Origin of the sequence: Erwinia aphidicola (assembly GCF_014773485.1) — a bacterium.
Classification (GTDB): Bacteria; Pseudomonadota; Gammaproteobacteria; order Enterobacterales; family Enterobacteriaceae; genus Erwinia; species Erwinia aphidicola.
This window is the reverse complement of record NZ_JACXBP010000006.1, coordinates 159,055-180,010: the sequence shown is the minus strand read 5'-3', so window position 1 is coordinate 180,010 and position 20,956 is coordinate 159,055. Positions and strand designations below refer to the sequence as shown.

The 20,956-nt window shown below is 46.9% G+C and carries 15 protein-coding genes and 1 pseudogene; 4 read left to right on the top strand and 12 right to left on the bottom strand.

Going from position 1 to position 20,956, the window contains the following annotated elements:
- Positions 1-95: 95 nt before the first annotated feature.
- Positions 96-2,333 (top strand): type I secretion system permease/ATPase, encoded by a 2,238-nt coding sequence (locus ID864_RS15730; protein ID WP_263575965.1) that lies wholly within the window; start codon positions 96-98, stop codon positions 2,331-2,333.
- Positions 2,330-3,526: an HlyD family type I secretion periplasmic adaptor subunit gene (locus tag ID864_RS15725; protein ID WP_224750527.1), complete on the top strand. Its 1,197-nt coding sequence runs from the start codon at positions 2,330-2,332 to the stop codon at positions 3,524-3,526. Before ID864_RS15730 ends, ID864_RS15725 begins: the two co-directional genes overlap by 4 nt.
- 249 nt (positions 3,527-3,775) lie before the next feature.
- Here the strand turns inward: ID864_RS15725 and ID864_RS15720 are convergent, their stop codons facing one another.
- From ID864_RS15720 to ID864_RS15690, 7 genes are all read right to left on the bottom strand, one after another.
- A complete protein-coding gene (locus ID864_RS15720) occupies positions 3,776-4,234 on the bottom strand; it encodes a hypothetical protein (protein ID WP_191150059.1) in 459 nt (152 codons plus the stop codon).
- A gap of 2 nt (positions 4,235-4,236) precedes the next feature.
- Positions 4,237-5,091, bottom strand: coding sequence for a transcriptional regulator (locus ID864_RS15715; RefSeq protein WP_191150058.1), 855 nt, complete (start codon positions 5,089-5,091; stop codon positions 4,237-4,239).
- A gap of 1,435 nt (positions 5,092-6,526) precedes the next feature.
- On the bottom strand, positions 6,527-7,339 hold the full coding sequence (locus ID864_RS15710; RefSeq protein WP_191150057.1) for an MrpH family fimbial adhesin: 813 nt from the start codon (positions 7,337-7,339) through the stop codon (positions 6,527-6,529).
- Positions 7,340-7,576: 237 nt separating this feature from the next.
- Positions 7,577-8,092 carry a fimbrial protein gene (locus ID864_RS15705; RefSeq protein WP_191150056.1) on the bottom strand — a complete coding sequence of 172 codons (516 nt, stop codon included), beginning with the start codon at positions 8,090-8,092 and terminating at the stop codon, positions 7,577-7,579.
- Positions 8,093-8,275: 183 nt separating this feature from the next.
- Positions 8,276-9,031, bottom strand: a complete 756-nt coding sequence (locus tag ID864_RS15700) for a fimbria/pilus periplasmic chaperone (RefSeq protein WP_191150055.1) — start codon at positions 9,029-9,031, stop codon at positions 8,276-8,278.
- 34 nt (positions 9,032-9,065) lie between these two features.
- A complete protein-coding gene (locus ID864_RS15695) occupies positions 9,066-11,585 on the bottom strand; it encodes an outer membrane usher protein (RefSeq protein ID WP_224750526.1) in 2,520 nt (839 codons plus the stop codon).
- Between the two features lie 238 nt (positions 11,586-11,823).
- Entirely contained in the window at positions 11,824-12,375 is a 552-nt protein-coding gene (locus tag ID864_RS15690; protein WP_048918830.1) for a fimbrial protein, read from the bottom strand.
- A gap of 1,122 nt (positions 12,376-13,497) precedes the next feature.
- Here ID864_RS15690 and ID864_RS15685 point away from each other — a divergent pair.
- Positions 13,498-13,842 (top strand): hypothetical protein, encoded by a 345-nt coding sequence (locus ID864_RS15685; RefSeq protein WP_224750525.1) that lies wholly within the window; start codon positions 13,498-13,500, stop codon positions 13,840-13,842.
- A 219-nt stretch (positions 13,843-14,061) separates the two neighbouring features.
- Here the strand turns inward: ID864_RS15685 and ID864_RS15680 are convergent, their stop codons facing one another.
- From ID864_RS15680 to ychF, 5 genes and pseudogenes are all read right to left on the bottom strand, one after another.
- A complete protein-coding gene (locus tag ID864_RS15680) occupies positions 14,062-14,466 on the bottom strand; it encodes a hypothetical protein (protein WP_224750524.1) in 405 nt (134 codons plus the stop codon).
- Positions 14,467-14,665: 199 nt separating this feature from the next.
- Complete coding sequence (locus tag ID864_RS15675; protein WP_048916271.1) at positions 14,666-15,196, bottom strand: GDYXXLXY domain-containing protein; 531 nt, start codon at positions 15,194-15,196, stop codon at positions 14,666-14,668.
- Complete coding sequence (locus ID864_RS15670) at positions 15,189-17,396, bottom strand: DUF4401 domain-containing protein (protein WP_191150053.1); 2,208 nt, start codon at positions 17,394-17,396, stop codon at positions 15,189-15,191. The genes ID864_RS15675 and ID864_RS15670 overlap by 8 nt, the downstream gene beginning before the upstream one ends.
- A 281-nt stretch (positions 17,397-17,677) precedes the next feature.
- Positions 17,678-17,893, bottom strand: a pseudogene (locus tag ID864_RS23750) (phage integrase central domain-containing protein); the annotation flags it as partial.
- Between the two features lie 99 nt (positions 17,894-17,992).
- Positions 17,993-19,084 (bottom strand): redox-regulated ATPase YchF, encoded by a 1,092-nt coding sequence (ychF, locus tag ID864_RS15665; RefSeq protein ID WP_048916269.1) that lies wholly within the window; start codon positions 19,082-19,084, stop codon positions 17,993-17,995.
- Between the two features lie 354 nt (positions 19,085-19,438).
- On the opposite strand from ychF, the gene ID864_RS15660 reads away from it, so the two are divergent.
- On the top strand, positions 19,439-20,920 hold the full coding sequence (locus ID864_RS15660; RefSeq protein WP_048916268.1) for a SulP family inorganic anion transporter: 1,482 nt from the start codon (positions 19,439-19,441) through the stop codon (positions 20,918-20,920).
- Positions 20,921-20,956: the final 36 nt, after the last annotated feature.

The window sequence follows — 20,956 nt, the reverse complement described above, 5'->3', positions numbered from 1 at the left end:
CGGGGCAGAGGGCACAGTCTCTGCTCCGCTGCTCCCGCTCCATAATCATGTTCTGGAATGAACGTGAAGGAACAGTGAATTAGGGAACAATGCAGATGAATAAAGAGACCATGTCAGATAAAAGCAGTAGCGCACCCGATGCAGCGGTCGTCGACGGTCGCGCCGCGCAGGCGGAGAAACAAAAGGGGTATGCGGCGTGGCTGAGCGCCATGCTGGATGTTGCACGGCACTATCGTCTGGATTACTCAGAAGAGCATGTGAAAGCCACCCTCGCCTGGGAGATGGGCGCACCGCAGGAGAGCGTGCTCGATGAGATGGCGCAAAAGCTCGGACTGGCACGTGTGACCCGCGATTTTCATCCGGCGGATCTCGACCCGATGTCGGTGCCGTTTATCGTTGCGCTGGATAATGGCCGACTGGGCGTGGTGACGCATATGGACGCCAGCGGCCAATGCGCCGTGCAATTTACCGAAGATCAGGGGCTGGAAACGCCGCTGACGGCTGAACAACTGTTAGCGCGGGTGCAGAGCATCACGCTGCTGCGACCGCTGCAAACCATTCCCGATGCGCGCGTTGATAACTACATCAAGCCCTACAAAAGAAACTGGTTCTGGGAGCTGGCGCTGAAAGACTGGCGCCGCTACAGCGACATCATGGTGGCAGCGATGATCGCCAACGTGCTGGCGCTCGCGGGCATGTTGTTCTCCATGCAGGTTTACGACCGCGTGGTTCCGTCGCAGTCCATCCCCACGCTGTGGGTGCTATTTGGCGGTGTGATGATCGCCATTGTTTTCGAATTCGTGATGCGCATGGTCCGCGTCCATATTTCTGATGTGGTAGGGAAACGCGCCGATCTGCGCATATCCGACCGGGTGTTTGGCCGCGCGCTGCGCATTAAAAACAGTGCCCGTTCCAAATCCACCGGCTCCTTTATTTCGCAAATCCGTGAACTGGAATCGGTGCGCGAGTTAATCACCTCCACTACCATCAGCGTGATTTCCGATCTGCCGTTTTTCCTGCTGTTCACGGTCATTCTGTGGATGATTGGCGGTCCGCTGGTGTTTGTGGTGCTGCTGGCCATTCCGCTGTTGCTGATCCCCGGTCTGCTTATCCAAAAACCCCTGGCGAAGCTCGCCAGCGAAGGGATGCGCGAATCCGCGGTGCGAAACGCCTCGCTGGTGGAAGCGGTGGAATCCCTTGAAGACATCAAACTGATGCGCGCCGAACAGCGTTTCCAGAACCAGTGGAACCACTGTAACGAAGTCTCCGCCGATATCAGTATGCGTCAGCGTTTTCTCACCAGCCTGCTGATGACCTGGACGCAGGAAGTGCAGTCGATTGTGTATGCCATTGTGCTGCTGGTGGGGTGTTATCTGGTGATGAACGGCGACATGACCACCGGTGCGCTGGTCGGAACCACCATTCTGGCCTCGCGCACTATCGCGCCGCTGGCGCAGATCTCCGGCGTGCTTTCCCGCTGGCAGCAGGCCAAAGTTGCCCGTAAAGGGCTGGATGAACTGATGCAACGGCCTATCGATCGGGAAGATGGCCAGAAAATGGTCCACAAGGCACAAATCGCCGGTGAGTATCAGCTCAATGACGCGGTGTTCTATTACGACGAAGAAGAGAAAGTCGCCAATCTGGCCATCGCCCGCCTGAAAATCGCGCCGGGCGAGAAGATTGCCGTACTGGGCAAAAACGGCGCGGGGAAATCCACGCTGTTGCAGGTGCTGGCCGGGATGCAGCAGGTTCAGCAAGGGCAGGTGGTGCTGGATAACGTCAACATCAAACAGATCGATCCGGCAGATTTACGCCGCGACGTGGCGCTGCATAACCAGCACGCCCGGCTGTTCTTTGGCTCGGTGCGTGACAACATTACCATGGGCCGCCCGCAGGCTACCGATGAAGAGATCCATCAGGCGCTGATCATCAGCGGCGCGCTGCCCTTTGTGCAGCAAAAAGAGAACGGTCTGAACTTCCTGATCCACGAAGGCGGCGTCGGGCTTTCCGGCGGTCAGCGCCAGGCACTGCTGCTGGCGCGGCATATCATCATGCAGCCGCAGGTATTACTGCTGGATGAACCCACCGCCTGGCTGGATGAAATCTCCGAGGCGAACCTGATACATCACCTGTCGGCGTGGGGGAAAAACAAAACCCTGGTGATCGCTACGCACCGTCTGGCGCTGTTGCAGCTGGTCGATCGCATCGTCGTGATGGATAACGGCCGTATCACGCTCGATGGCAGCAAAGATGAGATCCTGAATAAACATTTCAGGCCAAAAGGACAGCCCGCTCAGGCCGTTAAACCAGCGAATAAGGACAGGGCATCATGATCGGACGCAAAAAAGCGATAAATGGACAAAAACAGTATCACCGGCCGCTGGCGGAAAAATCCCTGCCGCGCTCGACCGTTCTGGTCTGGAGCCTGGCGCTGATGTTGCTGAGTTTTGTGCTGTGGGCGAACTTTTATACGCTGGACGAAGTGACCACCGGCACTGGCAAAGTCATTCCCTCTTCGCACGAACAGATCGTGCAGTCGCTGGAGGGCGGGATTGTCCACAGCATCAACGTGCAGGAGGGTGAAGTGGTGGAGCGCGGCCAGCGTCTGGCGCAGCTAGACCGCACTAAAACCGAGTCCGGCGTACAGGAGAGTCTGTCCCGTCTGCACGCGGCGCTGGCGACGGCGGCGCGTCTGACCGCTCAAATCAACGATACCCCGCTGGTGTTTCCACCAGAGCTGAACAACGAGCCGGATCTGGTGAAATCGGAAACTGAGCTGTACAACTCCAGCCGCAACAGCCTCGAGAAGCAGCTTTCTGGCCTGAAACAGGGGGTGGCACTGATCCGGCGCGAGCTTGCGATGACCAAACCGCTGGTCAAACAGGGCGCGGCGAGCGATGTCGAAGTACTGCGGCTGCAACGGCAGATTAACGAAATGGAAAGCAAGGCGACCGATCTGGAAACGCAGTATCACGTCCGCGCGGGTGAGGAGCTGGCGAAAGCCAATGCGGAGATCGAGACTCAGCGTTCGGTGATTTTAGGCCGCAAAGACTCCCTCAACCGACTGGACTTCTTCTCGCCGGTGAAAGGCATTGTAAAGAATATCGAGGTTAACACCGTCGGTGGCGTGATCCCGCCTAACGGCATGTTGATGACGCTGGTGCCGATTGACGACCAGATGCTGGTGGAAGCGCAAATTTCCCCGCGCGACGTGGCGTTTATTCATCCGGGCCAGAAAGCCAAAGTCAAAATCACTGCCTACGACTACTCGATCTACGGCAGTTTAGACGGCGAAGTGACGACAATTTCACCGGACACCATTCAGGATGATGTGCGCCGCGACGTCTACTACTACCGCGTAAAGATCAAAACCAATGCAAATTACCTGGAAAATAAGCACCACGAGAAGTTTTATATCTTCCCCGGTATGATCGCCACGGTAGACATCAAAACCGGAAATAAAAGCATCCTCGATTACCTGCTTAAGCCGCTGAATAAAATGAACGAAGCATTGCGTGAGCGTTGAGAAATAAAAGTGTGCATAATTTAATTCGAAAAAATTTAAGCTCACCCAGAGGCGTGAAGCGGTATCTTAACAGCTAAACGCATATCGCATCGGCCTGCCTCGCAGTTGCTGTTGAAGGGTGAAGAATCGAGCAGTATACCCCTTTCTTAGTTTTAATGATGAAAGGGGCTTACATTCAATGGAGTGCCAACATATCGAGTTGGCACATAAGAATAAAGTCGTGAGATGAGCCACATTGATACGTAAGCATCAGTGAGAACAGATATAGGTTATAGCACCTCTGTCCTTAACGACTATATCCCCCTCAGGTGATGTATAAAAGGAAAGGTAGTAGGTTGCATCTTTACTTAACATCTCACGAAAAATCATATTATCTGGAGTGGTATCATTGTATTTTTTTATTGCTGATCCATAAACAATGACATTGATTTTATTGCCATGAATCTTAAAGGGAAAATCTGAATTCAGAGCATATTCTCTATTTCTTCCTACCACTGTACCACGATATGTTGATAGCCCTGTTCCATTGCTAAAAATAAACCCATTAAATGATGCGTAAATGTTATTGCCATCTGGATAAGATAAGGTTAATTCGGATGAACACGTATAAACCAGGTTTTTACTTTTAAAATAAAAGTAATTAATTAAAATGCCAAGCAGCAGTGTTAATATCAATACAGCGTAAAAAAATTTATTTGATTTTAACATATTTATCCAGCCAGAGACTTAATAGTCTCACATTTGTTTTTACCGGGAGATCGTGAGCAAACGCCAAGCGTATACTCATTAATTTTTCCTGAGCGAATGAAGTTATCCTGAAAATAGATGCTTTTTTTCTCGCTGCCGCAATCAACGTGATTATCATTAAGATTTTTAAGCGCTTTTTCTTTCAAGAGTGTTAAATTGTAGCCTACGCTACTGTTGATGATATAGATTCGGCATGAACGATAATCGAATACGTCATACTGAACTAAGGGCGAGAAACCCAATTTTTTGTTGAGCTGATAGTAGAAAATTGTCATGCTCAACACCATAATTAACAGTGGGAGAATCCATCGGTAAAGATAATTTTTATTTTCCGCGCTTAATGTGATTGTTTCAATGTCTGACCCGAATTTATCTTCGGGTGGATTATCTATGTTCGGATCAGAGAAGGTGTCATTTGATGAAGGAACCTCTGGGGTAACCTTTGAAAGTTCTTCTGAAAATAAAGGCTTGAGTTTTGTTTCAGAAGCATCAAATATATCAATGTCAGCAACGAGCTTAATTCCTACTTTAGGGATCGTAATGATTACAGTTTTATTGCACCCTAGTATCTCAAATGTTTTTCTTATTTCACTCACGGCCATATACAGGTTATTGTAAGATGTTTTAAATCCGTAATCCTCCCATACTTTCTGCAGGAGAACATCACGGCTTACCACTTCATTTGCATTCCTGACCATCTCGACAAGCAAACGTGATGCTGCGTTAGATATAAGTATGCCGTTTTTACCATCAGGGATTAACGACAATTCATTTGTTTCAGGCGTAAACTTAATGCCTTTGTTCAGAATAAAGTACATGGTAACTCCACTAATTTCTTACTAAGCCAACTGACAATCCTGTTCTCAGCTCTTTTATCAGCAGGTGCCAGCAAAATGGCACCTTTTAGAAGCATTAATTTTATCTTTAAATTTCCATAGAATCACTACTCGCGCAGTGAAAATCCTTTATAAAGACAGAAATGCAATATAATATTCTTTATTATAACACATGTTATCATACAAGTTGTTGTAACACCCCCCCTCGAGCACAATTATCTCACCGTGAAGAGAGGAGAAGGTCATGGATGTGCACTAAAATTAAGAAGCGCGTCTGGCTAGATTAAATTAGCATGCAGTGGTTTTATTTTCAGTGCGCTAAATTAAGTATAGTCATTAATATTTCTAATGCTTTTATGCTGATTATATTATTAACAGTAAGGATGAATCACGAAAATTAAAGGAGTCGCTCTCTATGTATGAAACGAATGAGATAAAAATATGGCCAGATTCAAATTGTTATCTTCGTAAAGGAATTGAATGCATTGCTCGGATGTGTACTAATGTCGATATAAAGCAAGATTATTTATTTATTGATTTTTCAGCACCTAACCTACGTTTATTCACCAACAATGAGTGGATTGATCGCCTAAGAACAAGCGGCCTGAAGATAATCCTTATCTGTGACAGTATTATGGAGCCTTTAGCAGAGTATTGGGTGCTGCGGGATAAGCGCATATATACTGCTATTTATACAGATTGTAATATAAGCAAAGTGTTGGAAATACTAACATTGTCTGCCTATTGTTCGCATACGTCCTATATGCGAAAAATTAAAAGACTGAACAGGGAGGAGGTCTTCCATATTGATTTATCATTGCGAGGCCACTCACCAATCCAGATATCGCAGATTCTAAAGCTGACTGTCAAAAAGGTCTATAATATAAAACAGGCAATAAATCGAAAGCTGAGAAAGGATATCGGTAAAATTATGCTTAATCAATAACTGGCCATGTGGGAGGGTACCAATTATATTCCATAGATTGTATCATCAAAATTTCCGATATCACAATAAAGAGGCTTTATACCGTTCGTTTAAGTCTGTACTTTATGTGTAATTATCGATAGCCAGAGAACCAGTGGATTAGAACTAACCCCGGCCGGGTTGCTGTATATTAACAGACGCTATCATATTGGTTTTATAAAAATAGGATTTACTGGCGGGTGCTATTTTACAAGCTGGAAAGGGGTAGGGGAAATGTAACAGCCTGTGGGTAAATTAACGGAAGCCAATCGCGCTACTGTGATATGTCAGGAAAATTAGATGCCGGAGCGAATAGATATAACCTGCCGCAGGGAGTCGGTCGGGTATCTGACGAGCTGAGTGCAGCAGGTTAACGACTGTTTTTACGCTTTTTTAAAAGGTCTACAAGGTAATAGTTTAAGTCTGTACATTAAAATAAAGGTGTTTAATACATTATAATATTGTGAGAAGGGCTACGGCTGAACCTGAAAAATCCCCGGGTGATACCTCACCATTAGTAACGAGAGTTGACGAAAATTGCACATTTATCCCTCCAGGTCCAGGGACTGATAGCGTAACACCGCTCACTCCATTAACGCCATTTACTTTTAGCTGAGAATTGAGACTTCCATCGGAGCGTAATTTCACTACATCACCGCCCTGATTAGCTATAACTATTATTTTTACCGATGCAGCCCGAGTGCAGTGCACGAGTGAATTTATGAATTTTGTGTTTCCATTGAGTGAATTATTGCTTAAAACTCCATGAGCCAGATTTATAGAACCATCAATATCACATGATAATGGCGGAATTGGAGGAACAACAGGCGGAGGGTTCATTGTCCCAGTACATGAGTTACCCATGTATGCAGCACCAGCAATATCACTTGAGATATATAAATTTATGCATCTCGGTTTGATAGAATTAATAGTTATCCAGTTATAAATAACACCACTTCTTGGCATATATTTAGCATTCCAGGCCTGGGCTACAGCTGAGAAAGTTTGACTCCCTCTCAAAGAGACATAATCTTTCCACTGTACATCTTGAAATGGAGAAGAAGACAGTCCCATCTGAACAAAGCACTTTCCCCCTAAGATTCCGCAATTCATATCTTTATTGCCTCCGGGTGAATAAGTTGCAGATGTAATTGTGTAATGTAGATCATCTCCCTGTAACTCCCAGTCAACTGCTACATTCGCTTTTGCGAGATGAAAATATAGAGTAGCGATTCCCAAAATTATAAAATAGGTTATTTTTTTCATTTTTTAAAATGTCTCCGCATAGCAGCTAAATCAATTCGATGATTGCAGTTTAATATGTAGTGAAAACTGGATGTTAAAATAGTTGTATTAACTAATTTTTTTGTAGGCGTAACACAAAAGCTATCAAATAAAGATTTTAACCATCTCCTTAAAAGCTTAAGAAGATGTTGGGTATAAAATTCTCGTAGTTTGAGATTGATTTTGTAAATATATCATCAATATTGTATTGTGAGAACGTTATTGATAATCGATCTTAAGCGTTGCGGCGGCACTAAAGTGACCGGGCTTTAAATTTGCACCTGCGCGTTTGAGTAACACAGATTGCAATGCTGGTTTCGAGGGGTAGACGAAAGTAAACCATTTGTTGATTGCAAGACTTTGGCCATTTGCTTTAATCCCGATAGCTAGATCTGGGTTATTAGTTAATAAAGAGTTACCATCGAATTCAGCTACTGTTCCTTCAAGCATTAATCTCATTGTATTAGAAGTGAAATTTTTGCACTCTAGAGAATAATCAACATCTCGCACATAGTTACTTCCATTAATAAGTAAGCTGTTTATATGGTCACCAAAATCGACTGTGATATTTTTATTGCCGTTTATGACGCATGAGGGCGCTGCAAGGACAGTACCGGAAATATTTATTGTGGTATTTGCAATCGCGCTTGCGCTAATCACTACCATGTAGATGGTAAATGTTCTTAATACCATCGAAGAAACAAAAAGTAGATGTTTTATTACTCTCTTTAACATATGAACACCTGTAAATATCTACTTATCATATTAAAATTATTTGGTACGTAGCGATAAAACTATGGAAGAAAAGCTCTCACTCAATTTTTTGTAATTTCAGAAAAAAGCCTGTAATAGAATAGGATATTACCTGTTTATCTTGAGCAATTTAATCGCGGCGTAAAGTTATCGTTCTTGACAAGATCAAAACTTTTTAGCTGGCATTAACTGGCAAGGATTAGCTGTGCAGTTAAAAATCAGCTGAGGTCTACCACCATAATCATTGATATAAGTGATAACAGGATGTTCCCCCACTGATGGCACGCTAACGCCTAATTGCATTTCCTCGTTGGGAGAGATCATGATAGGGTTAAATCCATTCACGCCTGCTGCCGCATTTTGGTTTCTTACATCAACGATAGTAATGTAATAGGGTGTGGGATTCTTAATCATAAAATTTTTCCCCAATTTTTTTACAATCAACTTCTCTTGCCATGGGTTTTCCATCTTAGATCTGCTCTGCATGACCGCTTCCGGGCGGTAGAAAAGTTTGATACGCGTTTGCAGAGCTATCTGCAGCGTATTGGGTTTATCGCTCCGAGGAGGAATTTCTCTTAGGTTAAAATAATAAAGACTTTCTCTGTCTTGTGGTAATTGAGCGGCAGTAGGTAAAGCCTGAATTTTAACTTGGCTTGGTTTTCCCGGCTCAATCCGTTGAACTGGGGGTAACACTATTAAGGGGCCATTAATTTTTTTCCCATTTTCATCTTCAATCCATCCTTGAGCCAGATAGGGTAAATTCTTATTCTCATTAGTAATATTCAGGCTTACTGACTTCTGTGAACCGTCAAATACAATCCGAGTGCGGTCTAATGCGATTGCTGCCTTGGCAGGAATAATAATGAAAAAATTAAGTAAAAATAAAGTCGGTATAAATGCTTTTTTAATTCTTAGTTTCATGGTTTTATCCTATAAAAATATCAGTGAATAATACTTACATGCTATTGCTGTTGCTCTCACATGGTAAAAACATGTTGTTATAGCTATTTTTCGGCAGTTCATGGGGTAAGGAGAACACGCACTGCTCTTTATTGTTCCATTTTACAATCATCTCTTCACCCGGCCTGATACCACTTAGATAGACGGTTCCACCATCACTCACTATTCCGGTTTCCTGTTTTTGATCATTGACTATCGTGGCTCCAAAAGGTGGTGAACTGCCATCTACTAATTTTATAGTAGCCATAGCCTTGCCACCTGAAATAACATTAAAACGACGGTATCCAATTGCCCCATCAGTCAGGGTAGCCTGCACCACTGATTTTGTAGCTTCAGCATTATCAGACAATTGGTCAATATCGATACTAGCCTGACTGCGGTAGTAGCTGTTAACATCCGTCACTACGGCTTTACCGAAATAGTTGCTTTTAGTTGTTGAACCATAGCCCCGGACTGGTACTCCCGCTACGCCATCAGTGTCAAGTAGAAGCCGAGTTCCTCCCGGTTCAGCTGACCGGTGAAGTGCACCCCCTTGCGTAGTTAAAGTGATACCTCCTTGTGCACTAAAGCCAAGTGCACTGTAACTACCTTCTTGATAGCTTGCGTTAGCGCTAACCTCACCAATATCGCCTTGATGAGTTAAATAACCATTTAGATTAACTCCAGAATTAGACTTTCCAGTGCTCAATTGATAGTTATTATGTTCATCAACATTATCATAATATGTCACCTTATTCGACATGTCATGACGAGTGGAATCCATGTTATAACTTATGTTTGAGCTATTACCCCATGGCATTGAAAAAGAAAGATACATTCCATCATCTGTGATTTTATTATAGCGATTTCTATATCCTGAAAAAGACACGCTCAAACTTTTTAGATTGCCAAAATCCAGGTAGCGGGAAACGGATAAGCTATAACGGTCGTTGGCAGATCGATTCCAATAGGTTTGGTGACTTATATTTAAATATGAGCTTAAGCCTATATCTCTGAATTGTTTGTTGAAAATTACCGTGTACATTTCCTTACTACTACCTGTTCTTTCATTATAAATTTTCGCATTGATGTAATCAGACATGCTCATGAAATTATCATCGGAGAAACGGTACCCTGCGAAAGTCACTTTACTGTCTATCTCATCAAAAGTCTTTGAATAACTAAGACGGTATGAGTCACCAGTAAGTGAGCTGTTTTGGTATGGCAGAACGGCATACGATTGCGTTATATCAAACGATAACGCGCCAATCACCATCAAATCACGGCCTACACCGATAGAAATAGAGTTATAGTCGTCTCCAGCCAACAACCCTCCATAAAGCGACCAACCGTTATTCATACCCCAGGAGAATTCTCCCGAACCAAACATTGAGCCAATGGTGTGATGTTGCCAGTCAGAAGGTTTTCCAGCCGCAAATTTGTAACGAATTTGTCCCGGCCTGGTAAGATAGGGCACATCCGCAGTGTTTATCTTGAATTTCTGTACACTTCCATTTTGTTCTTCTACACGAACATCTAATTCCCCTGAAACGGTTTCGTTAATGTCCTGAATTCTGAAAGGACCACTTGGGACCTGAGTTTCATAAATAACTCTTCCTTGCTGGCTAACAGTCACCTTAGCATTAGTTTTAGCTATGCCATTAATCTCTGGAGCATATCCTCTTAAGTTTGGCGGTAACATTTTATCATCCGATCTCAAGCTCAAACCTGTGTAACGGAAGCTGTCAAACACAGCTGAATCGAGGTAATCCTCACCCATTGTAAGCAGAGCTCGTAAATTATGTAACGGTCGGTAAATATAAAAGCGCGACCAATCGAAACGTTGAGAATCGTTTTCATTATTACTATTGTGGTTGATGATTCCCTGCCAATCAGCCCTTAAACGCCAGGCATCTAAATTAACACCTGTAGTCCCATTCGCGCTGATGTTATTCGTGTTTGGTTTTTTTATGTTTTCAAACTGAGTTTGTGCATTAAAATTATAGTCGAATATAACTCCAGGTATGCCGTCGTCCCAGCGCGATGGAGGATCCCAGTCCTTTGTTCTGTATTCCAGGTAAATCTGAGGGATGTTTAGATACAAGGAAGATGAGGCTAGTTCACTGCGCACTTTCACGCCATTCAGACTTTCAATATTGAGACACTGGCCTTGATGCCACCAAGTTAGCTTTTTCAAATATTCTGTCTTTAAACCAAGCATCATGGTAATTTTTTTTGATATACAAGGTGAACTTTCTTTAGCATCATTTTCAGATTGATAAAAATCTACGTCTTCTTCATCTAATTCATCGTCATTTATATAAGTGACCATTGTATAGGCGCCAGGCATGATATACCCGCTACGTGAAAACTGACTTAAATCAATATTTTCTCGATCTTGTACATCAAGAATGTCCGTATTGAACTGAACATTATCGTCTGCATAAACTAGTGAGTTTAAATTAATGCATATACAAAGCGATATTACAGTATATAAATGTAGATGCAGCATTTTCTCATTTTTAGAAAGCACCATATCTTTAATCCCTGTATCGAAAAATAAATTATCAAATTGTACAATGGGGATTGGGCGACAGATAATTCACAGTCTCTAATAAATAACGAATATTTATTGATAGATAATGTTTATATGCCCAATATTATTATTCATCTTAACAAGCTAATTTCATTCATTATTCTTCACAGGTCTTATCTGAAGCTCCGAAGATGGAACATGCGGGTCACCCCGCATGTTTTACAGGTTGTTATATAAATTACTGATACGCTAATGTGAAATCTGCTACAGACTGGAATTCTCCGGGCACGATCACGGCCTTTTCAGCCTTACTGCCTTGAAGGTAAGCTGCAAAACTCAGAGTGTTATTCCCTTGTCCTAAGGATTGTGCGCTTGTCGGATTTCCCAGCTTAATAAGATTCCCTGCACCATCAGTTAGCGCAATGCCCGCGCCTTTAGCTGTTCCTGTTATACCGAGCAGGTCTGCACCATCAATAGAACTGGCGCCAGTAAAACTCACTGTGACAGTGTTATTCTTACCAGGGTCTGTGCTGGTTAAATCGCAGTTTTCAAGTTTGATGTAGAAGTTCTTAGGCGTCGAGTGACCGCCGTCTTTTAATGCTACATTTGATACTTGCCCAAGACTGACGGTTTGATCCTTCGTTTCCGGAGTAATTGAGCATGGAGCCTCAATAATTGAACCCGTAAAAGTTACAGTGCCGTGGCCTTGATCTTTAACGGCTGCGTTGGCCATCAAAGATGTTGCGCTCAACAGAACTAAAGCACCACCAACAAATTTTTTAAGTTTCATATTTACCTTCCATTCCTTAACTGATGTGTTTTCTAAATCCATCAAATTCCTCAATAATCTGAAACAATATATTGCTTCAGAGCTATTACCAGTGCTATTGCCGGTTCGATTACCAGTCCTTGCAAGGCACTACTAAGTTAACTGCTTAACGAAGATGGCAAAATTTAATAACGATAAGTTGCTAATAAAAAGGTTTTTATTCTGAGTAATATTTGGTTTATGGATTTAAGTTTTGTTTAAAGTGTGCATTTAGAAATATCCATTTAATAATTCTGGTTACTTTTTGTTCTAAAACTTATTTGTAACTTCGTTTTTTAAAATTTGACGAATATATCTTTTTAGCTCGATAAAATTTAACAATATTCATTATATTCTTACTGCCAGTATGAAACATTTGGTCATCTCTGTCCGCATCTACATCAGCGGTTCATAAGGTAGAGTATCCTAAATATAACGAAGCAAAGTCATGCTGAGCATAATAGTAACGTCAATAATTCCTAATGTGTTCTCATCTCTAATAGTGCTCTCGATTAGACATACTGTTGTAGCAGTTGATCGCAGTACTGGTAGCCTCTATACATGCATCTTTAACGTTTTGACCAGTTTCTGCAGAGTTCAGTACGCCGATAATTTTACGTTCCCGGTTTCTGCTTTACGCATGGAAGTCTTCCCGGATGACATAATTAGGATTTCGCATGAACTTCAAATGTGTTTGATGTGCCCTCAGGAGATACGCATGACGTTCTCATAAATTAAGGATTTCCGATTCGTATTTCTAAAAATTCTTTCATCGACTAATCAATAACATACTTGAATTTGATGGCTCGTTCGCTCTCTCTGCAATATGGTAGTGGGAATACTTATGGGCTTTGGATTCGTGCTCTCTGATCCGTTGGTGAATCACATGATTATAGAGAAAAGCCACGCTCAGGTTCGTGCACGCAACTTGTGTTATCTATCTATGGCCATCTTTTTGGGGCAGTTCTTGTCATCCTTTATAGATTTTATTCTGTTGATGGTGAACACGCTGGCGTTGCCGTTTAGCGAATTTTCTCGGCCGTCCCGGCAGGCTGAGCCCCTGAACCTTGAGCATTTTATTTCACAGGCAACGCGGAGTATCTTTTGGCTAAAACGGATGCAGAAGACTTGGTGGCCGTCAGTAACTATCTGAAACTGATCGGGTGGAGTCAGGGGGGCAATGAAGAGAGCAGCGCGCGTGCCCTTTTCCGTGCGGGAAACTGGGGGCGCGGAATGATTGGTCACCTCGGGAATGATGTCATCTTTTTACAGCCCGAAGTGATAAGTCGCTTCCCAAATATGGCTTCGCCAGACATGTTTATGGCTGCGTCATCCGAGCGTATTTATCTTTATATTTACAGTAAATTTCACGAAGTGGCTGAAGGGGAGGCCGGTTTACAAAAGAAACTTGTCGAGATGGATAAACAATATTTCGAGCAGAACCCATGATTATCTGGCAGGCAAAATGTGATCGCGTGATGTCACGTAAACATTGTCTAATTAACATCCAGGTGAGTCTGTAATTAAAACTGCTCACAGGGGGTTGGAAAACATCGGAATTCCTACGCCCTGGACTCACCTGTTTCCATATGTTTTGCTGAAAAATGATACCATTAGCTCTTTTCATTAACGGTCCTTCTGCCCCGATCCTGATTGATATAATACTCATCAATCCCAGTAGACCAGATAAGCAAGTGCGGCAGCTGAACAGAAAGCATAGGGGCTTAAAAGCAAAATATCCGAATAAGGCATTTCACATATCCTGATAACAGGCCATGCCAGTATAACCAGCCACATGAAGAGCGCAGAGCACATGATAAAAAAGCACCCCTTCAGGGCAGCGTCAGGAAAAAATCTCTTTGAAATCATCGCTAATGGCATGCCGATTATCATTGATCCCATCGTAGTGCCAATAATACTCACCATAACGATGAAAAAATAATTAAATATGAGACCCACTACGGGTGTAATGTTTTTTCCCCAGGAAAGATAGGTTAAAACCAGTAATGAACCCACTAAACTACTAAATATCGCTGACATCACAGATACCCTAATCCATTTATCGTTAATCATGTTCGGCATAATTTTCTCAATGTCTGAATAGCTATATTGATGCAGCGTACCCGCTTAAATTTTCGGCGCGAGGCTTAATCGCAAAACAGGCTTCCGGCACAGCAACCTTTTGTCGACCTGTGACGGGCATCCGGGCAATAAGGATATTAAGGCCGCCTGTCAGGGTATTTAGCGCCAGGCCAGTGAGCGTCTCGCATCCTTAGGGCTGAATCGCTTTACCCTGCTCATTTAGCAGATCCGTCAGGAGAGCCGTGCCATCGCTTCCCACCCGAAATGCCCCGTAACGTGCCTGCGCGAATCTGTCGGCATGACCTTCCTGAAAGAACCAGGCGTTAGTGCCGACGGTCAGCGAACCGGAATGTTGATGGTACTTCACCCGTAGCTGATTCGGCTGCAGAGGTTCCCCCTGATCAAAGCGGGCCTGAGTCGCGTGACGCTGCGCATCGAGGTCAACAATCAGGGTTCCGCTGGTGGGCAGGCATGGCGCTGATAGGGTCGCACCGCAGGACTCAGCCTGTTGATACAACGTCAGTTCCAGAGGACGGGTGAGGGCATAGTTCAGCGCCATGTAATCACCCTGCATCAGGGATCGCGGGTCAACCGGGGCAAGAGGCAAAATCATGACCGCGCCTTGCTTCAGCAACTGCTCTTTTTGCCAGATGCTGACATTAACGGCTATCAACGCCAGCGCTATCACAGCGCCGGCCAGCCATCGGCACTGTTTATGCATTCTCACTGGCACCTCCGATTTGTACGGGTAATACTTTTTTGACTGCCCATGCCAGCCCCAGAAAAACCAGACCGCTGACCAGCAGCAGCAGGGATTTCTGCAGCAAAATTACCTCCAAAAAGTAATACCAGCCAGTGACATACAGCACCATGAAACCGCCACTGACCACCATTAACCCCAGACTTCCCTGATAACGTGCCATCAGAATTAACCATAATCCCAGCCCTATACCCGGTGCATAGAGGGCGGCAGCCCCACAGATAAGCGCAGCGGGCAGCGTAATGCTCGAAAACAGCGGCTGGCTGTGCCTTTTCTGACTGAGCGCACTCAGCACTAAGCCAGCCGCGATCCCTGGGCCTGTCGCAGACTGAAGCGTGGAAAATTGCGATGCTGACCAGAGGAAATCCGTGAGATAAGCCGCGTTAATCCCAAGGAAACTTAGCAACATCAGCCCACAAGGTATGCCATACAACAGGGGATGTACCGCGTCAGCACACTGCCCAGCCTGTAACCTCAACTGATGACTGACTGTCCACATCCACAAACATATGACCGCCGCCACCAGTACGGACACAGCAAGGCGTGTAGCCATCGGAGACAGGTAAAGCCGTGCCATAGAATCGCCCGCCAGCACCAGGAAAAAGGTCAGGGCGGTGATGGCCATAAACCGATAAGTGCGGTCGGGCATAGCCACCGCCATCGCGGCCAGGATCGGCAAGGCAGTCAGTGAACTCAGCATAATAAAGCTGGCGTCATTGCTCTGGATTTGCAGCAGAACGCCGGTTATCAGTCCGCACGTTGCCGCAATCGCCCATGCCAGGCCGAGGTGATGTTTACCGTCACGCTGACTGCGTAACAGGCTACGCGCAATGGCGGCAAGCAGCAGCGAAGGAATAATAAGGGTGGCAGCATTCGGATCTTCGAGCAGTTCAGTGGCATAAAGCATCAGTATCATCAGTAACAGAATGATGATTGCCGCCACCCAGCCTCCGACGCTTAGCGCCAGCCTCAGATACCAGGGCAGGTCGGATGCGTGACCGCGTTGCTTAATTTCCTCAACCTGCGAGGCGCTCAGCAAACCCTGCTGACGCAAAGTGTCTGTCAGTAACGACAGCCTGGCCGGAACCAGATCGATTGGCCCCTTTTCAACCAGTTTGCGTTGCCACTTCAGCAGAATTGAACCATTTACCGCTACCCAGAATGCCATCAGGGCGCCGGTCAAAAACAGATCGCCCGTATCGTAGGCTAAAAGAAATAACTGCATGATTAGCGCACAGCCGACAACGGTCAGGCTGGCGATGCCCAGCGTCAGCATGCAGAGATCCTGATAGCGGTAACGGTACAGGTAATAACCTGCCAGCAGGGTGATCACCCAACCGCCCGTGATATAAGGAAGGTGGTCACCGCCGCCCCAGTCAGAGAGGTTCCCGGCCACAATGGCGGTCAGCTGAAGCAGTAAAAATCCAGCCATGACTCGCGAGAACCAGCGGCTTGCCAGCCAGCTCTCGGGATGATGGGTTATCGCGCGCCAGGCCAGTGCTTCCCTGACAATCAGGCAGGCTGCCAGCAACGCCAGATATCCGTAAAGCACAGTGGTCGGAAGCCTGGTTAAACTGTCAGACGCGGCCAGATCCAGCAGTGACGACGGCAGGGTGTTGTAATAGAGCTGGAACGCCAGGTTAGCGACCAGCCAGCTGCAAAACCACAGGCTGTTTTGCCGGGCAATCAGCGCCAGCGGCAGAAGAACATATAACCAGGCCCGGAATAGCTCCCAGCTGTCAGCACCAGTCTGATAAATCTGTCCATACAGCGCAAACAGGGCACCGAAGCTTAACCCTGTCGCCAGTAATGCCTTGCGTGCCAGCGTGCTGTACCAGCGCCACCAGACAATCACCGCCAGCGCGACGATAAACAGCTCGGCCAGGGCAAATTTCGCCATTTTCGGCAGCCAGGCCCAGTTCCAGGCAATAAAGAACACCGCTCCGGTAACCAGTGACAGTAATCCCAGACAGGAAAGAACCGGGATAAGAAACTGACGCCACTGAGCATCTGACGGTCTGATTCCACAGAAAGCAAAGATACGCTCGCAGGTCTCAGGGGTCAGGCTTCCTCCTTTCAGCAGGCGTGCTATCTGGCGACAAAGATACTCTACCGTCCGTGACGGCATCCCGGTGATGCCATCGGGTGCAAGCTCCCTCATTCTTTCCCTGCCTCTGTTTGCGAGATGACTTTGATGATGAAGTTAAAGACTGTACTTACCTGCGATCAATCCGAGTCACGCTTTGATGAGCCTCAGACTCTGTGGATAATGTCCCTGAACGAATTTAATCATCATTTCGCGGAAATAACAGCGAAAAACAAAGGCGATTAACGCATTCTGCACGATCATACGCATTCTGATGATCATGATTTTCTCAGTGCCATCGGTGACCTGGAGCACCTGCGTTTCCTGATGCCAGAGTCTGGTCTTACTGCGTTACCAGTCGGAGCGCCGCGTTTAGCCGTTTCCTGAAAAATTTTAAGATTGTGGTGCGGTGTGATTTCCCTGATAGGAAGTTTGCCGATGGCGGGGAAAACCACACGCTCAAGCATATCCAGTCGCCACGTTTGGGTGATATCGGCCCAGTCTTTCATCTGCAAACACTGTCTGGCGACGGGCTTAAACGTGTGAGAAGTGACACTGTCCTTGCGGATTTTTCTAACTGGCGAGCTAAAAAAAATCCACGCAGCTGCGTGGATTTATCGCGTTTCGAATCGTAGGAGGTTCAATCAAACCTCATAAGACGACGGAAGGGTTTAGACGTTGAACAGGAAGTTCATCACATCGCCATCTTTCACGATGTAGTCTTTCCCTTCTGAACGCATCTTACCGGCTTCTTTCGCGCCTTGTTCACCCTTGCAGGCAATGTAGTCATCGAAAGCAATGGTCTGAGCGCGGATAAAGCCTTTCTCGAAGTCGGTGTGGATCTTACCTGCGGCCTGCGGTGCGGTCGCACCAACCGGGATAGTCCATGCACGCACTTCCTTCACGCCAGCGGTGAAGTAGGTCTGCAGGTTGAGCAGGGAGTAACCTGCGCGGATGACGCGGTTCAGGCCCGGCTCTTCAATGCCCAGCTCGGCCATAAACTCTTCGCGGTCGCCATCTTCCAGCTCGGCAATATCAGACTCAACGGCAGCGCACACCGGCACCACAACGGAACCCTCTTTCTCGGCAATCGCACGCACGATATCGAGGTACGGGTTATTTTCAAAACCGTCTTCGTTAACGTTGGCGATATACATGGTTGGCTTCAGCGTCAGGAAGCTCAGGTAGCGGACCGCCGCTTTGTCTTCATCCGTCAGGTCCAGCGCGCGCAGCATGCCGGCTTTTTCCAGATGCGGCAGGCATTTTTCCAGCGCCGCCTGTTCAGCTTTGGCGTCTTTATCGCCGCCCTTGGCTTTCTTCTGCACGCGCTGCAGGGCACGTTCACAGGTATCGAGGTCAGAAAGCGCCAGCTCGGTATTGATGGTTTCAATATCGTCAGCCGGGTCAACTTTATTATTCACGTGGATAATGTTGTCGTTCTCAAAGCAGCGCACCACGTGGCCGATAGCCTCGGTTTCACGAATGTTGGTGAGGAACTGGTTGCCCAGGCCTTCACCTTTCGAGGCGCCTTTTACCAGGCCAGCGATATCAACGAATTCCATGGTGGTCGGCAGAATACGCTGTGGCTTAACGATAGCAGCCAGCTGATCAAGACGTGAATCAGGCATTGGCACCACGCCAGTATTCGGCTCAATGGTACAGAACGGGAAGTTAGCTGCTTCGATGCCCGCTTTGGTTAACGCATTGAACAGGGTGGATTTCCCGACGTTTGGCAGGCCCACAATACCGCATTTGAATCCCATGTTTGAATCACCTTAATTTCTTGATAATCAACGCACTTTTACATGCCCTGATAGTGTCACAGACGGTTGTCTTAAAAGTTTCCGCGCATTATACACGTAATTTTAGCCTGGAGGCGGTTGATTTCTGAGGCAGAGGTTAAGTTATCTCTTGAGATCGTGCTCACATTTTCCCATACTGACGTGTCTTTACAGAACCTGGAGAATCCCGCAGATGCATCGCTTGCTGCTTACGCCACCTTAAGACCCTCCCGCCTGCGCAACGCCCGTTGCCGCCACTCGTCACTCTGACGAGCCAGCTGTGCCCGATTAATGCGGCACGGAAGAACCAACACGTTTAAATTAACTGGAAATTTTATGTTTAACCTGAGCAATTTCAGGGCGAGTGACGTCAAAAATGACGTGCTGGCCGGTGCCGTGGTGTCCGTTGCGCTGATCCCGGAAGCGACGGCTTTTTCTCTGCTGGCCGGGCTGTCGCCGACCATTGGTCTGCACACCGCCTTTATTCTCGGGCTGGTCACCGCCTTCTTCGGCGGCAAGCCGGGGATGATCTCCGGCGCGGCCGGGTCGATTATTGTGGTGCTGATTAGCCTGATTACCCAGCACGGCTACGAGTACGTGCTGCTGGCGACCATCCTCGCGGGGCTGATTCAGCTGGCGATTGGCGTGCTGCGGCTCGGTAAGTTTATCCGCCTGGTGCCGCAACCGGCGATTTACGGCTTCGTTAACGGGCTGGCGATTGTGATTATGCTGGCGCAGTTCCCGATGATTAAAGGGCAGGGGCCGGTGATGTATGCGCTGGTGGCGCTGGCGATGTTAATTGTCTGGCTGTTCCCGAAGCTGACCAAAGCGATCCCGGGTTCACTGGCGGCGCTGATCGCCATCAGTGCGATTGCCATTGGTTTTGGCCTGGATACTAAACGCGTCGGCGACCTGGCGGATATCTCCGGCACGCTGCCGTCCTTCCATCTGCCGACCGCGCCGTTAAGCTGGGAAACGCTGAAGATCGTGCTGCCGTATGCGGTGGTGATTGCGCTGGTCGGGCTGATTGAATCGCTGCTGACGCTGGCGGTACTGGATGAGATGGGCAGTAAAAAGGGCGCAGGTAATCAGGAGTGCGTGGCGCAGGGTATTGGCAACACTCTCTGCGGCTTCTTCGGCAGCTTTGCCGGATGCGCGATGATCGGCCAGTCCATTATCAACTTCACCTCCGGCGGGCGCGGGCGCATCTCCAACCTGGTCGGGGCGCTGCTGCTGATCCTGTTTGTGATTAGCCTGTCGGATTATATCGCGCTGCTGCCGGTGGCGGCGCTGGCGGGCATTATGTTTGTGGTGTGCATCAACACCTTTGAGTGGAGTTCCATCAGGCGCCTGAAGCGCATGCCGAAAGCCGATGCGGTGATTATGATTGCGGTGACGCTGGTCACGATTTTCACCGACCTGGCGATGGCGGTGATCTGCGGCGTGATTATCTCGGCGCTGGTCTTCGCCTGGCAGCACGCCCGCATCACCATTATTGAGCAGAGCGAGAAAGAGGGGGAGAAAACCTACCGTCTGGAAGGGCCGCTGTTCTTTGGCTCCACCGCCAGTTTCCAGGAGCTGTTTAATCCGCAGCAGGATACCGATAGCGTGGTGATCGACTTTGCCCGCACCCGGGTGATGGACTCCAGCGGCGTGGAGGCGATCGACAAGCTGACGGCGCGCTATATGGAAGCCGGTAAAAGCCTGCGCCTGCGCCATCTGAGCGAGGATTGCATCAGCCTGTTGCGTCAGGCAGGGCCATTCTGCAGCCATGAGCTGGATGACCCGGATTATAAAGTTGCTAGCAATGATGCATGAACCATAAAGCTACTGCTGGACCTGCCGATAATCTAG